The following is a 14,363-nucleotide window of genomic DNA, read 5'->3' as shown; positions in this document are numbered from 1 at the left end:
ACCCTTTGCAACTGCTGGTGTCCGGCCGTACCGTCCGCGAATCGACTACGGCTCCGGACCCGGAGGGGACCCCTATGCAGAACCTGATGCTGCTCAAGGAGATCGTCGAACAGCGGATCCGGATGCGCGGGCGGCAGGGCGGGGACGAGGGCCAGACGGTCTTCGAATACCTGGGGATCATCGTGATCATCGTCCTGATCATCGGGGCGATCGTGGGTACGGGCCTTGCGGACAACATCGCGAACGCGATCTCGACGGCGCTGGAGAACATCACGTCTCAAGGCTGATGACAGCGACCGCATCGCGGGACCGAGGGCAGGTCTTTCCCATCTACATCGTGGTGGTGGCAGGCCTGCTCTTTGCCGCGCTTGCCTTCTTGGTCGTGGGGATGGCCGGTGCCACCCGCAGTAACGCACAGGGGGCCGCCGACGCGGCGGCGCTCGCGGCGGCTCGCGAAGCCAGGGACACCGTGTTCGTGAACAGCGATCTGCTTGTTTTCACTCCGGACGATTGGGAGAAGATCCTCAACGGCGATCGATTCGAACTGAAGGGGGCCTGCGACAAGGCTGCGGTCTTCGCCGCATCGAACGATGCCACCGCAGAGTGCGAACCGGCACTTCCCAGGTTCACCATCACCGTGACCACGAATGGCACCGTCGGGAAGTCGGTCGTCCCGGGCAGTGAGGATGTACACGGGAGGGCCACAGCCACAGCCGTGATCGAATCGCGTTGCTCTCTGGCCGCGCCAGCCCCAACCCCAACGCCCACACCCACCCCCACCGCAACGCCCGCAGCGACGCCCTCACCCGGCGGCGGTGGCACAGAGGAGCCCGCCTCCGTCGCCTTCAGGTGCAAGGGAGGCGTGTCCCTTCAATTGGACCCTTCGAATCCAGGCCCGTTGGTCAAGCTGGCGAGAGCTCTCTTCAGCGTACGACTGGCCGACTGACAGCGAACGAGAGACAAGGAAGCGGAGTACATGAGCATTCGGCACAAGGTGAAGGTCCGCGGGGGAGCGGCCGTTGCGGTTGCAGCGGTCCTCTCGCTCACGTTGGCCGGGTGCGGTGGGGGCGACGAGAAGCCGAAGGAACCGCAGAAGTCCGCCCCTTCCCAGAACCAAGGGAGCGGCGCCGAGAAGCCAGCGCCAAGCGGCAGCAGCTCCACGCCCGTTGAGGTGATCGCAACGGCGAAGGGGCCAGCTGGCGTCGTCTTGGAGATCAATTCCGCTGAGCGTGATCAAGACGGATACCTCACCGTGAGCGGCCAGCTGAAGAACACTGGATCGCAAGCCTTCGTTCGGACCTCCGAGTGGAATGGTGTGGAAAAGAACGCCAGCCCCGCGTCGGTCGCCGGAGCCACGTTGGTCGACAGCGTGGGCAAGAAGCGCTACTACGTGCTGCGCGACACGGAGGGCAGGTGTGCTTGCACCACTGGTCTCTCTCGCATCGCGGCGGGGGAGAGCGTCCCCTTCTTCGCGCAGTTCCCCGGCCCGCCGACCACCACCACCGAGGTCGTGTTCGGCCTGCCGACCTTTGCCACGGCCACCGTCAAAATCTCCGGGTGACCCCATGACCAAACGCCCCCGCACCATCGCCGCCACAGCCGTCGTCGGTCTCGTCATCGCCGGCGCTCATCTCCTCGGCGCGACCAGCGCCCACGCCGACGACGTCAAGCCGTCCATACCCCCCGGCACGGAGTCGTCCGCCTCCCCGCCCGTGGTCGTCAAACCCGACTCCCCACGCCTCAAGCTCCCCCAGGGCGGCGTCCTCGCGCCCCCGAAGGTGCTCGACATGGTCGAGGTCGTCGAAGACCTCGGCGGTGAGCAGCGCCGCCAGGAGACGAACCAGACCGTCATGATGGCGCTCCAGTCCGAGGTGCTCTTCCCCGAGAACAGCGCGGTGTTCAACGCCCAGGCGGCCGCCCGTATCCAGGCCATCGCCAACGAGATCAACCAGCAGAAGGCGTCCCAGGTGCGGGTCTTCGGGTTCACCGATGACCAGGGCAGCTACGAACACGGCAAGGAGCTGTCCAAGCAGCGCGCCGACGCCGTGCAGTCGGAGCTGGCCAAGACCGTCACCAACCCCAAGGTCACCTTCGACGTCCGGGGTTACAGCGAGGACTACCCGATCGCGGACAACAGCACCGAGGAAGGCCGCAAGAAGAACCGCCGAGTGGAGATCACCTTCCCCCGCGGCGCGGGCAACTAGCTGCGGGGGCGCAGGGCCTGAGGTCAGATGCCTCGGACGGTCACGCGGCTGCCGCAGAGCATCGTCATGTCTTCCACACCGGATGTGAAGATCACGACGTCTCGGGGCTGCCGCAGCGCCACGGCGGCGAGGGCCGCGGCGATGGCGTATTTGTGCCCGTGCAGGCCCGCGCCCTCCAGTAGTCCGATCGCCTCGCCCGCGATCTCCTGGGTGACCGGTTCCACGGCGATCCGCGACAGCGTCCACTTCCACGCGGCCTTCTTGACGTGTTTGTGGTACGCCTCGACAAGTGTCATCGAGGTGGTGACGACCCGGATCCCCGTCCGGTCCGCATCGCGCAGGCGGGCGACCATGTCGCGGTGGCCGAGTACGGCCCACCTGGGAGAGGCCTTCGGTGTCGAGCAGGCAGACGACCGGCTCGGCCATCAACTCGTCTTGCGATCTGGCACGGCTCGGGCCTTGCGAGCCGCGAGCTCCTGCTGAATCGACAGGCGTTCCGCCTCGGCCTTCGCCGCCTCTTCGGCGGTGACGGGGCCATGCTCTGCTTCCAGCCACTCGACGAACTCGTGCAGGCGTTCCCGCTCGCGGTGACGCTCAATGGCAGCGGTGACATACCGGCTGAACCCGCCGGGACCGACCTCGGCGCGAATCTCCTCGGCCAGCTCCTCAGGAAGCGTCACCGTGTACTTCTTCGTTGCCATACCCATCACCATGCCGCTGCTCGGGCGGCTCCGTGCGGCGTTCCCCAATAAGAACCGACGCCGCCTCCCCCGCGCGGAGAGCCGGGTCCGGGCCGGGGGTCAGGGCCGCCACCACCATCGCGCCCTCGACCAGAATCAGCAGTTGGTCCGCCAGGGCATCTTGCCCCGGGCCCGCCAGCTCGCCCAGCAGCGCCCGTAGCTCCGACTTGTGGCGGCGGATGACGTCCAGTACTGCCTCGGGGCCCGTGCCCAGCTCCCCGTAGGCATTCAGGAACGCGCAGCCCCGGAAGTCCGGCTCCGAGAACCACCGCGCCAGCCAGTCGAACACGGCCGCCACCGGCCGCTCCGGGGCCTGGGTCACCGCCTCGCGCAGGCTTGTCATCCAGCGTCGGTCGCGTCGCTCCAGGTAGGCCGTGACCAGGGATTCCTTGGCCGGGAAGACCCGGTAGAGCCGCTTGAGCGGGACGCCCGACTCCGCGCGGATGCGGTCCATGCCGACGGCCTGGATGCCGTCGGCGTAGAACAGCGTCTCCGCCGCGTCCAGCAGCCGGGTCCGGGCCTCTTCGTCGTCCATGAAGGCAGCGTAGTCCAGATTCCCTTGTGGGGAGAACGCTCGTTCTCTACAGTGAGAACGATCGTTCTCAATCGCCCGTCGAGAGGTGACCGTCGTGACCGCCGTACGCCCGCCCCTGCCCCCCTTCACCGAAGAGAGCGCCCGCGCCAAGGTCCAGGCCGCCGAGGACGCCTGGAACAGCCGCGACCCCGAACGCGTCGCCCTCGCCTACACGGAGGACTCTGCCTGGCGGAACCGCGACCGCTTCCTCACCGGCCGCGCCGAGATCCGCGCCTTCCTTGCCGACAAGTGGCAGCGCGAGCTCGACTACCGGCTGCGCAAGGAGCTGTGGGCGTACACCGGCAACCGCATCTCCGTCCGCTTCGAGTACGAGTGGCACGACACGGCCGGCCAGTGGTGGCGCAGCCACGGCAACGAGCAGTGGGAGTTCGACGCCGACGGCCTGATGCGCCGCCGCGAGGCCAGTATCAACGACATCCCGATCGCCGCCGAGGACCGCCGCCTGGGCTAAGCGGGACGTGTGAGGGGCGGCCGTCGGCGGTATGTGTCTGGACCGCCGCCCGACAGATGAGGAGCCCCGGCATGCCGTGGACCCGCGTGAACGGTGTTGAACTCTTCCACGAGGTCGTGGGTGAGGGGGAGCCGCTGGTGCTGGTCCACGGCTCCTGGACCGACCACCACGGCTGGCAGGGGGTCGTCCCCCGCCTCGCCCGGTCGTACCGGGTGATGGTCTACGACCGCCGCGGCCACAGCCAGAGCGAGCGCCCGCCGGGCCAGGGCCGCCGGACGGAGGACGAGGACGACCTCGCCGCGCTCATCGAGATCCTGGGCGCTCCGGCCCACGTCGCCGGGAACTCGTTCGGCGCGGCGACCGCACTCGGCCTTGCCGCCCGCCGCCCCGAACTGTTCCGTACTCTCACCGCCCACGAGCCGCCGCTCATGGGCATCGTGGCCGACAACCCCGAGCTCCAGCCGCTGATGCAGGCCACGCAGCGCAATATCGATGCCGTTCTCGTGGCCCTGCGCGCGGGCCAGGACCGGGCCGGAGCCGAACGGTTCGTCGAAGACGTTGCGTTCGGGCCGGGAGTGTGGGCGCAGCTGCCCGAGCCGGTCCGTGAGACGTTCGTCGCCAACGCCCCCACATTCGCGGACGAACAGGCCGACCCGGACTGGGGGACGGTCGATCTCACCCGGCTCTCCCGTTACACGGGCCCCACGCTGCTGACCAGGGGCACCGAGAGTCCGCCGTGGTTTCCCGTGATCATCGACAAACTCGCGGGTGCGCTGCGGCAGGCGGAGCTGCGGACCCTGGAGGGTGCCGGGCACGTCCCCCACCTCACCCACCCGGACACCTACGTCGACAACCTCGCCGCCTTCCTCGCGGCATCGACCCCACACCCCTGACGGGCAGCCGGGCGGCCGGGCACCCGGGCAGCCGCCGCACCCACCCGGATGGCGGGACTGAGGTCGGCCCACCACCGGGAACACATGGGGGGATTCACCGACGAAACGAAAGGGAGCGGTCCATGGCGAAGCAAGCCCATGTGCGCCAAAGCGGTGACGGGCAGGCCTTCTGGATGATGAACGGTCTCTACGAGGTCAAGGCGTCGAGCGAAGAGACCGGCGGGGCCATGACGGTCATGGAGATGACGGTCCCGGAGGGGATGGGCCCACCGCCCCACACCCACCCCGGCACCGAGAGCGTCTACGTCATCGAGGGGACGGTGCGCTACCACATCGGCGACGAGACGTTCGAAGGAGGCCCCGGGTCCTTCTTCCACATCCCCGAGGGCACGGTTGAGCGGTTCGAGCCCACCAGTACCGCCCGGCTCCTGATCACCTACGTGCCGGGCGGCGTCGACAAATTCTTCGCGGAGGCGGGCGAACCCGCCCAGCGGCGCGAACTGCCGCCCCAGTCGAAGACACCGCCGGACATCGACCGCCTTATCGAGATCAGCAATCGCCACGGAATGCAGATGCAGCCGATGCCGGACGCGTGAGATACGGCGCTCCACGGTGTTGCGTCCTACGTTCGGATCGGTGTCGTGACCGACGGGGGCGGCACCGGCCGGGCCGCCGCCCCGGCCGGCCGGTGCCCGTGGCCTGGTCCTAGCGTGGGGTCATGGACACGGCAGAGGAATTCGAGACCCACCGACCACGGCTGTTCTCGCTGGCGTACCGGATGCTCGGCTCGGCGGCCGAGGCCGAGGACACCGTGCAGGATGCGTACCTGCGCTGGCACGGAGCCGAGCCCGGTCAGGTGGCCGCGCCAGGCCCGTGGCTGGCCAAGGTGGTCACCAACCTGTGCCTGAACCGGCTCACCTCCGCCCGGGCGCAGCGCGAGGAGTACCCCGGGCCCTGGCTCCCGGAGCCGGTACGGACCGAGGCCGGGGTGTTGGGGCCGATGGAGACGGCGGAGCAGCGGGATGCGGTGTCGTTCGCGGTGCTGACGATGATGGAGCGGCTGTCGGCCCCCGAGCGGGCCGCTGTCGTGCTGCGAGACGCCTTCGATTACAGCCACCGGGACATCGCGGGCGTCCTTGACTGCTCGGAGGCGAACGCCCGCCAGCTCTACCGTCGGGCCAAGCAGCACCTGGCCGACGGCCGGCCGCGGTTCACTACCTCGCGGGAGCAGGACGGCGAGTTGCTCGCCCGGTTCCTGGCCGCCGCGGCCGAGGGTGCGATGGCTCAGTTGGAGCAGCTGCTCGCCGACCAGGCGGTCGTCTGGTCGGACGGCGGCGGCAAGGTGAGTGCGGCCCGTCGGCCGGTGGTTGGGCGGAACAACGTGGCCCGCTTCCTGGTCGGTCTCTCCTCCCGGTGGGCGAGCGGCGTGCAGATCGGCTTCGCCGAGGCGAACGGCGTTCCGGTGGTGGTCGGCTGGGAGGACGGCGAGCTGACCGCACTCGTGGCGCTGGAGCTCGGCGAGGGCGGGATCACCGGCATCCGGCTCGTCCGGAACCCGGACAAACTGGCCTTCCTCGCCACTCAGCTCCGGGAGCTGTCACAGAACGCCTGACCCGTCGGTTCTTCATCAGTGACAGCGACTCCGAAAGGGCTGAGACTGATGACCAACGACACGATCATGGTGACCGGCGCGACGGGCGTACTCGGCCGCGAGGTGCTGGAGCGGGCCCGCCGCACCGGCCACCCGGTCCGCGCGCTCACCCGCAGGATCGCGGTGCCGGACGACTCCGGGGTGGCCTGGTACACCGGCGACCTGACCACCGGCACCGGACTCGACGAGGCGCTCGCGGGCGTCCGCACGGTCATTCACTGTGCGAGCGACGTCCGGCACTTCAAGGACGACATCCCCGGCTTCCAGCACCTGCTGGAAGCCGGGAAGCGGGCCGGCGTCGAGCACGTCGTCAACATCTCGATCGTCGGCATCGACCGGATCCCGTACCCGTACTACCGGGTCAAGCTGGAGGGCGAGCGGCTGCTCGCCGCCTCGGGGATCGGCTGGACCAACCTGCGGGCCACCCAGTTCCCCGCACTGCTCGACCACGCCTTCGGGGCACTGTCCAAGCTCCCGGTGGTCCTCGTGCCGTCCGGCACCGGCTGCCAGCCGGTCGACCCGGGCGAAGTGGCGGACCGCCTGGTCGAGTTGGCCCTCGGCGCCCCGGGCGGCCAGGTCCCCGACTTCGCCGGCCCGACCGTGTACCCGGCCACCAGCCTCGCCAAGGACTGGCTGCGAGCAGCCGGCAAGCGCCGCGTCGTCCTCCCCGTCCGCGTCCCCGGCAAGATCGGCGCCGCCTGGCGCGCCGGCCACCTGACCGCCCCCGACCGCGCGCTCGGCAGGCACACCTGGGAGCAGCATCTCGCCGAGCAGTTCGCCCGCTGACCCCCGCGGCCCGCCGGCCGTGCTCGGCGGAGGCACCGCGGCCCGACCTCCGCCGCCACGCGTCGGCGGTGCCCGTCGCCGGGGGCCGGGGGAACGACGCCCCCCTGCGGGGGAGCGAACTGCACCCCGGCAGCGTCGTGGTGAGCGCGGACAGTGGTGGAGTCCACGCTGACCAGGGACAAGCCCACCCCACCTCACCTCGCCTCGCCGCTTCCGCGATCAGGCTCTCCGGCAGGGCTTCGAAGACACCGGCGTCTCTCCACTGCCGGAAGCGGTTGTGGACGGTCGACCAGGCACCGAACTCGGCCTGTGCGCTGAGCGACGGTCATGAGAAGGCCGGCCCCGCCCCGGATGGGGATCGCACACCGCTGGTGCTCGATCCCCATCCGGAATCAGCTTCCGGGCGTAACCCGGCTGAAGTTGCCGCTGCCCTCGCCGATCCACAGCAGTAGGTCGCCGCTGGCGTTACGGGCGGTCAGGTCGGGCTTGCCGTCGCCGGTGAAGTCGCCGGCGGTGGTCTCCGTGAAGTCCCAGCCGCCGGTCAGCTTCTTCGGAACGCTGAACGAGCCGCCCTTGTTTCCCGCGGAGAGGAGAAGGTCACCCGCCGCCGCGTCCTTGACCACAAGATCGCCGACACCGTCACTGGTGAAGTCAGCGCTTGCGGTCTGGGACACCGCCAGGCGGCGCAGAATGTGGGTGCCGATCCAGCCCCGGATGTCATCGGTGCGGGTGTCGTAGGCGCCGGCCTTTGCAGCGTTGGCGTCGAGACAGTGGTCTTGCCAGGAGCGGCTCCCGAGCGCGACGAGGGCGGGCTTGCCGTTCTCGGTGCGCAGGGCCGGGGCGCCTGCGTCGCCCTTGCAGGCGGTGGTGTCGGAGGGGGACTTGGCGGCGATGTCGAAGCCGGTGGCGGCGATGGTGCCGACGGTGACCGCGGCGGTGTGGAGCTTGACGGGGCCCCAGCCGGTGCTGGTGCGACCGTAGCCGGCGATGGTGAGTTGCTCGCCAGTGACGGGGGCCTGTGAGGAGAGAGCGACCGGGGTGATGGTGGTGGCGGGCTGGGCGAGGCGGGCCATGACCAGGTCGCGGTCGGGGTGCGGTACCAGTTCGGAGATGTCGCTGGTGTGTCCGCCGCTGGTGGACGGATCTGTGCGGCCGACGGTGACGGTTGTCTTGTCCTTCGGTGCGCCGGCCGGGATGTCGATGCTCTCGGAGGGCTTGTCGGCGAAGCAGCTCTTGGCGGCGAGCACCCAGTACGGGTCCACGAGAGCCGTGGTGCACGTCCGCTTGCCGTCCGCGATGTTCAGCTTGCCGGTGAAGGCGAGTGCCGGGTCACCGGCAGGAGCCGGGGGGCAGTGGCGCTTGAGCCCGTGACGCGCAGCTCAAGGAGGACAGCCTGTTTCGGGTCGACGGGGTCTGCTTCGCCGAAACCCTTGGAGGTGTCCTTCGGGACGGTGAAATTCGAAGTCTCGCCGCTGATGGAGACGTTGGCCCGGATGTCGCGGTCGTCGGTCGCGATGCGGTAGGCACGGGGGATGTTGACGGTCAGGTAGCCGGTGTTGGCTGCCTTGAAGCAGATCGTGGTGTTGTCTGTCTTCAGGTTCCGCGCCCACACGATGATCTGGTACGGGCCGGAGCAGGGTGTGAAGGTGATGTTTCCATCACCGGCGATCAGATCCGCGCCAGTCGCGTCCAGGAACGGGCCTCGGTACGGGTAGGCGCCATCCTCCACGGCGTAGGGGGCGTCGGCGTTGGCCGGCGGCACGGTTACGGCTGAAGCGAGGGGAGCGGGCACCCCGATGGCGATGGCTGCGGTCAGGGTGGCTGCGGGCAGCCATCTGCGTATGCGCACTGGTGTTGTTGCCTTCCAGGACGTAACCCCTCAACGCGCGGAGCGGGAGGGGGGTATGAGAATGGAGACCGTGCCGCGACGGTGCGTACGGTCGTGATCGCCTGGGGGCCGCAGAGCAGCATAACGGCTCGGTTCGCCGTGGCGCAGGTGCAGCAGGCGCAGGCCTGGAGCCTTCGCAAAGGAAAAGCAAATACTGAATCGGGGCGTACAACCTTCGAACTCTTGTGTTGATCTGGGCCTTAGACCATGTAGAGCCGCGCCGGATGCACAGTCCGGGAGCGGCGCCTGCCATCTTCCGGCCTGGGGAAGCCGAATGAGGAGGGCGGCGGGCCCCTGTCCGCGTACGCAGGAAGGCAACGACGCCATCCGACACCCGTAGTTAGGGGGTCGGCCCTGCCGTGCGCGGTTCGCGGCGCCAGAACCATCACAGGGGGAACGTTTTTCGTGCGCCAAAACCGAGCCTGGTGGGCTGGAGCCTTGGGGAGGAAATCTGGAGTGCCGGGCAAGGCTGCCCGCGGACTGCTCCCGTTGGCCTTGCTCGCCAGCCTGATATCCGCCGGGCCTGCCAAGGCCGATGATCCGGCCGTCCCGCCGCCCTCCGAGCGTGCACAGGTGCTCCAGCAGTGGAAGACGGGCGGACCCGCGGTCAAGTCCTCCGCCGGAGCGGCACTGGCGGGCAGTGATGAGCAGATCCGCAAATACCTGGCTGACGGCCAGAAGGTCGCCGAAGAGCTCGATCTGCGCGAGGCCGCTCTCAAGCTCGTTACTGACGCCGGCCCTGCGCTGCGGGAGGCCGCGACAAAGGCACTGGACGGCACTGCGCAGGATCTGGCCGTCTTCATGAAGGACGGTTGGAAGAAGCCGCTAGCTGAGGATCAGCGGGTCGAGGCCGCCCGAATCACCGAGGCTGGTGGGACCGGTGTGCGCGAGGTCGGTGACGCCGCCATGCGCGGCTCCATCGAGGATATCCGTGCGTTCCTGGCCGAGGGTCAGTACCGGCAGCGCGACGACGATGCGCGCGTCCGCGTCGCCCAGATCGAGGCAGCGGGCGGTCCCGCCACCAAGCGCGCTGCCGGTGTCGCCTTCAAGGGAGGTATCGAGGAGATCCGCGAGTTTCTGACCTACGGCCAGCACATCGCGCGGGCCCAGGACCAGGAACACGCCACCATCACCGAGTTGGCCAAACAGACCGCGGACGCCGGTGTTGCCGCCGAGAAGGCCAAGAGCAGCGCGGTGGAGCAGGCTGCAACGGCCAAGGACGCCGCCCGTCTGGCCAAGGCAGAGAGCGCCAAGGCGGCAGCCGAGACGCAGGCGGCCAAGAACGATGCGACGAAGGCGGCTGACGCCTCCCGGCGGGCTGCCGAATCCGCCCGGCGTGCCGCCTCGGCCGCCCAGTCCGCCATCGCCGCGGCCAGGGCGGCCAACGCGGCCGCTCAGACCGCGGCGATCGCCGCTCACAATGCCTCCACCGCCGCTCTGTACGCATCGCAGGCCGCGACGCTGGCATGGAATGCGGCCGCCCGAGGCCGGGCCGATGAGAAGGCCGCCGCCGACGCCGTCAAGGCCGCGGAACAGGCCGAGAAGATCGCCGACTCCGCGGACGCGATGCAGAAGACGCTCACTCAGGCTGACGCCGCCCTGCAGTCCGCGCTCTCCTCGATCGACGACATGAACGTCGCAGCCGAGAATGCCGAGGCATCGGGCAAGTGGGCCAAGGCAGCCGGCCTCAGCTCGGAGGAGGCCGAGGCAGCGGCGGCTTCCGCACGCCGCCACGCTCAGGAAGCCAAGCGTGCTGCGGCCGCAGCCCGTTCCTACGCCGCAGATGCCGCCCGTGAGGCACGTGAGGCACGCGACGCCGCACGGTCGGCTGCCACGCACGCGCGTAGGGCCGCCGAAGCTGCCCGTAAGGCCGCCGATCACGCAGGGGATGCCCAGCAGGCTGCAACCCAGGCCAAGGCCAACGCGGACGAGGCCCTGAAGGCAGCCGAAATGGCCGGCAACGCGGTCAAGAAGGCCCAGACCGTCCAGGAGACGGCTCGCAAGAGCGAAGCCGAAGAGGTCGCCGCCCGCACCGCCACCAGCGTCAACCAGGCCCGGGATGCCAAGGCGAAATACGACCTTGCCAAGGCCGAGGTCACCCGCCTCCAGCAGGAAGCGGTAAAACTCGACGCGGACTTCGACAAGCTCGCCGAACAGGCTGTTCAGCCAGGCGCCGATGCCGCGAAGATCGCTGTCACCGGCCGCGAGATGGCCCTCACCGCGCTGCAGACCCGCGGCCCCTGGAGCCGTGCCGCCGCCGAAGCAGCCCTCACAGGCAACGACGCAGCCGTTGTGGAATACACCCGCACCGGCTGGAAGAAGGCCGACGAACAGGACGAACGCGAAAAGGTCAACCGCCTCTCTCAAGACTCCCCGTACGAGGACGTGCGTAGCGCGGCAGCCAACGCTCTCAAGACCGACGCAGCCCAGGTCCACACCTTTCTGACTGTCGGCCAGTACCGGGCTGCGGCCCCAGACAACCGCATCGCGGTCGCCAAGATCGCCGAAAGCGGCGGCCCCGGGGTCAAGGAAGCGGCCGACGCCGCGCTCGACAACCCCGACCCCAAAACCCTCGCCGAATTCCTCACGCGAACCCAGTTCCAGGCACGCATCGAGGACGACCGGGTCACCGCCGCACGCCTGGCTGAAGGCGGCACTCCCGAGGTGAAGGCTGCAGCCGAAACCGCTCTTGCCAGCCCCGACACCCACCTGCGCACGTTCATCGAATCCGGCCAGTACCGGGCCAAGCGCCGCGACCAGCTGACAGCGGCGCACATCGCACAGATCCAGGAGATCATCGCCCACGCCAGCGGCGTCGCGGCCAAGGCCTACCAGGACGCTTACGAGGCAGCCAAGGCCGCAGCGACCGCCCAGGGCGACGCCGATGCAGCCGCCGGCCATGCCAAGGCAGCGAATACCTACGCCACCCAGGCCGCCGGCTACGCCAACGATGCCAGCCAGTCCGCCAAGCGCGCAGATGCATCCGCCTCGGCGGCCGCAGCCTCCGCAGCCACCGCACGCGACGCTGAGGCCCGGGCAGATCGCAGCGCCCAGCGCGCCGGCAGCTCGGCTGCAACCGCACAGGCCAGCGCGATTGCCGCAGCCGGATACGCCGTAATCGCCTACCAGTCCGCTGACGCCGCCCGCCAGTCAGCCCTCAACGCTGGCAAGAGCGCCCAGGCCGCCCAGGACAGCTACCGGACAGCCGTCCAGCGCTACATGATCGACGAGTACCTGAAGGAGCAGCAGGAACGCCAGCGCGCCCAGGCCGCAGAAGAACGGGTCAAGCTCTATAAGAACGCGCTCGGATTCCTCGGAGTCGTCCGGGAATTCCTCGGAATGCCGAACTACCTCCCTCTCGGGACGAAGATCGACATCCTGCACATAAAGCTCGACATCGTCGGCATGATCCCGGGCGTGGGCGAGCTCGCAGACGGAGCAAACTGCGTCCTGTACGCGGGCGAAGGCGTCGTCGACCTCTTCACCCCCGCTGGCCGGGAAGGCGTGTGGACGGATGCAGGACTCGCCTGCGCCTCCGCGCTCCCCATCGCCGGATGGCTCACCACCTCCTTCAAGTGGGGAAGGTACGCCGAGAAGTACGGCCCCAAGACCAAGGAGCTGTACGACCAGCTCTCGAACCTCTGGAGGAAGGCACCTGGCTGTCTCGGTGGCAAGAACAGCTTCCCCGCCGGGACACGCGTGCTCATGGGAGACGGCTCCGCCCTCCCGATCGAGCAGATAAAGATCGGTGACGTGGTCCAGGCCGCAGACCCGGTTACGGGAGTCAATGGGCCGAGTCGCGTCGAGGCCACCATCTACACCCCCGACGACCGAGACTTCACCGACATCACCCTCGAAGCCGCCGTCGGCGGAGGCACCGTCACCGCAACCGACCACCACCCCTTCTGGTCCGTGAAGTCCAGTAAATGGACGGACGCGGCCGACCTGAAGGCAGGCGACACCCTCGGCACGGCCACTGGCGGCACCGCACGCGTCAACAACGTCCACCGCTGGAAGACCCTGCAGCCCGCGTACAACCTGACTGTCACACGTCTCCATACCTACTATGTGATCGCAGGATTCGCGCCGGTTCTGGTTCACAACACTCAGCCGTGCACGTTCGCTAACCAGATGCCGGACAACCTAGAGAGGGAGTTGCGGAGTGCGGAGAATTTGGGCGTAACTCCCAGCGCGCCCGGTACGGCAGCTTTCGACCGAGCGATTGATGGCGAATTTGTCAAATGGGCGATTCTTGAAGATGGATCCCTTGTCGTGGTTCCGAAAAATGTGCAGGGTCAGGAGATCTATCATTCGGTACTCAGTAATGGCGATCCTGTGCTCGCTGCCGGTGAGGCGAGTATTGTGGGCTCCAACGGAACTTACTTCGGAATTGAGTTGAATAATCATAGCGGCCATTTCCGGCCTTCGTCGGAGAGTCTTGAGCTCGGCCGGCAGGCATTTGCTCGGGCTGGGGTGATTTTCCATTGACGTATGCCCACGAGCTCATTTCATCCGATCTGGAAGATCTGGCCGACTGTTTTATTCGTCGGTCGCCGAGACTGTCTGAGCTGTCGTCGGCTGACTGGCTTGCAGTGGTGGGCCGCCTGGCGACGGATCTGATTGAAGAAGCAAGAGGAATTGACCGGGTGCGGTGGGGATGGTATGCGGACGCAGTGGAGAATGCATTCGCGCACGCCGTAGGAGCGGGAGGAATCTCTAAGCGGGAGGGGCTATTCCGGTCGCTCAATTTGACCAGTGCGCTTTTGCGGCAGGTTCCACCTGTCCCCGGAATTTCCCTTTTGGACCCCGACCATCAGGTTGACCTGGTCATGCATGCAATCCCGCTGTCGGCGGCTGCGGCGCGCGAACTTTCGCGTGATTGGAAACAGCTTGACCTGCCGAGGATTGCGCAACTGAGAGAAGCTAAGCTCCTGCTTTCTCCCGTGTTGTATAGTCTTCAGTTTCTGAAACCTGGCAGCCCTCGCGAGTGTTTCCTTCGGGAATGGGAAGGCTTGTACTCTTCTCTTCCCTAGATGGTGAATGCGCCTGAGGCCTCGACACCGCGTCGGAGTCTCGGGCGCCCCAGGTGGGATCTCGCTCGGCAACGGCGACGGCAGCTTCGCACGTCCCTCCGCCCTCACCGGGGGCTGGGACT

General features: G+C 68.2%; 16 protein-coding genes. 11 read left to right on the top strand and 5 right to left on the bottom strand.

Annotation, left to right across the window (positions count from 1 at the left end; genetic code table 11):
• Positions 1–74: 74 nt before the first annotated feature.
• From J7I97_RS31445 to J7I97_RS31430, 4 genes are read left to right on the top strand one after another with little or no spacing between them, the layout of a single operon-like run.
• Positions 75–287 carry a hypothetical protein gene (locus J7I97_RS31445; protein ID WP_251059343.1) on the top strand — a complete coding sequence of 71 codons (213 nt, stop codon included), beginning with the start codon at positions 75–77 and terminating at the stop codon, positions 285–287.
• Positions 287–946, top strand: coding sequence for a pilus assembly protein TadG-related protein (locus J7I97_RS31440; protein WP_214941794.1), 660 nt, complete (start codon positions 287–289; stop codon positions 944–946). Before J7I97_RS31445 ends, J7I97_RS31440 begins: the two co-directional genes overlap by 1 nt.
• Positions 947–976: 30 nt before the next feature.
• Complete coding sequence (locus J7I97_RS31435; RefSeq protein ID WP_214941791.1) at positions 977–1,561, top strand: hypothetical protein; 585 nt, start codon at positions 977–979, stop codon at positions 1,559–1,561.
• A 4-nt stretch (positions 1,562–1,565) separates the two neighbouring features.
• A complete protein-coding gene (locus J7I97_RS31430) occupies positions 1,566–2,204 on the top strand; it encodes an OmpA family protein (protein ID WP_214941789.1) in 639 nt (212 codons plus the stop codon).
• A 23-nt stretch (positions 2,205–2,227) separates the two neighbouring features.
• Here the strand turns inward: J7I97_RS31430 and J7I97_RS31425 are convergent, their stop codons facing one another.
• From J7I97_RS31425 to J7I97_RS31415, 3 genes are all read right to left on the bottom strand, one after another.
• Positions 2,228–2,557: a hypothetical protein gene (locus J7I97_RS31425; RefSeq protein WP_308369250.1), complete on the bottom strand. Its 330-nt coding sequence runs from the start codon at positions 2,555–2,557 to the stop codon at positions 2,228–2,230.
• Positions 2,558–2,629: 72 nt separating this feature from the next.
• Positions 2,630–2,905, bottom strand: a complete 276-nt coding sequence (locus J7I97_RS31420) for a hypothetical protein (RefSeq protein ID WP_214941786.1) — start codon at positions 2,903–2,905, stop codon at positions 2,630–2,632.
• Positions 2,871–3,479 carry a TetR/AcrR family transcriptional regulator gene (locus J7I97_RS31415; protein WP_214941783.1) on the bottom strand — a complete coding sequence of 203 codons (609 nt, stop codon included), beginning with the start codon at positions 3,477–3,479 and terminating at the stop codon, positions 2,871–2,873. The genes J7I97_RS31420 and J7I97_RS31415 overlap by 35 nt, the downstream gene beginning before the upstream one ends.
• A 94-nt stretch (positions 3,480–3,573) precedes the next feature.
• Between J7I97_RS31415 and J7I97_RS31410 the strand changes: the two genes are divergently transcribed.
• From J7I97_RS31410 to J7I97_RS31390, 5 genes are all read left to right on the top strand, one after another.
• Positions 3,574–3,990 carry a nuclear transport factor 2 family protein gene (locus J7I97_RS31410; protein ID WP_214941780.1) on the top strand — a complete coding sequence of 139 codons (417 nt, stop codon included), beginning with the start codon at positions 3,574–3,576 and terminating at the stop codon, positions 3,988–3,990.
• Positions 3,991–4,061: 71 nt separating this feature from the next.
• Positions 4,062–4,883: an alpha/beta fold hydrolase gene (locus J7I97_RS31405; RefSeq protein ID WP_251059342.1), complete on the top strand. Its 822-nt coding sequence runs from the start codon at positions 4,062–4,064 to the stop codon at positions 4,881–4,883.
• Positions 4,884–5,005: 122 nt separating this feature from the next.
• Positions 5,006–5,479: a cupin domain-containing protein gene (locus J7I97_RS31400; RefSeq protein WP_214941774.1), complete on the top strand. Its 474-nt coding sequence runs from the start codon at positions 5,006–5,008 to the stop codon at positions 5,477–5,479.
• Positions 5,480–5,601: 122 nt separating this feature from the next.
• Positions 5,602–6,495 carry an RNA polymerase sigma-70 factor gene (locus J7I97_RS31395; protein ID WP_214941771.1) on the top strand — a complete coding sequence of 298 codons (894 nt, stop codon included), beginning with the start codon at positions 5,602–5,604 and terminating at the stop codon, positions 6,493–6,495.
• A 48-nt stretch (positions 6,496–6,543) separates the two neighbouring features.
• Positions 6,544–7,320: an SDR family oxidoreductase gene (locus tag J7I97_RS31390; RefSeq protein ID WP_214941768.1), complete on the top strand. Its 777-nt coding sequence runs from the start codon at positions 6,544–6,546 to the stop codon at positions 7,318–7,320.
• 392 nt (positions 7,321–7,712) lie between these two features.
• Here J7I97_RS31390 and J7I97_RS31385 read toward each other — a convergent pair whose 3' ends face one another.
• Positions 7,713–8,582 (bottom strand): trypsin-like serine protease, encoded by an 870-nt coding sequence (locus tag J7I97_RS31385; RefSeq protein ID WP_308378377.1) that lies wholly within the window; start codon positions 8,580–8,582, stop codon positions 7,713–7,715.
• 38 nt (positions 8,583–8,620) lie between these two features.
• The gene (locus J7I97_RS31380) at positions 8,621–9,169 is read right to left on the bottom strand and encodes a hypothetical protein (RefSeq protein WP_214941765.1); all 549 of its coding nucleotides are present in this window, start codon (positions 9,167–9,169) and stop codon (positions 8,621–8,623) included.
• A gap of 495 nt (positions 9,170–9,664) precedes the next feature.
• Between J7I97_RS31380 and J7I97_RS31375 the strand changes: the two genes are divergently transcribed.
• A complete protein-coding gene (locus J7I97_RS31375; protein WP_308369363.1) occupies positions 9,665–13,696 on the top strand; it encodes a polymorphic toxin-type HINT domain-containing protein in 4,032 nt (1,343 codons plus the stop codon).
• Positions 13,693–14,241 (top strand): hypothetical protein, encoded by a 549-nt coding sequence (locus J7I97_RS31370; RefSeq protein ID WP_214941759.1) that lies wholly within the window; start codon positions 13,693–13,695, stop codon positions 14,239–14,241. The genes J7I97_RS31375 and J7I97_RS31370 overlap by 4 nt, the downstream gene beginning before the upstream one ends.
• Positions 14,242–14,363: the final 122 nt, after the last annotated feature.

Origin of the sequence: Streptomyces sp. ISL-87 (genome assembly GCF_018614095.1) — a bacterium.
GTDB lineage: Bacteria > Actinomycetota > Actinomycetes > Streptomycetales > Streptomycetaceae > Streptomyces.
The sequence above is the reverse complement of the archived record's forward strand: the minus strand, read 5'-3'. Positions and strand labels throughout refer to the sequence as shown.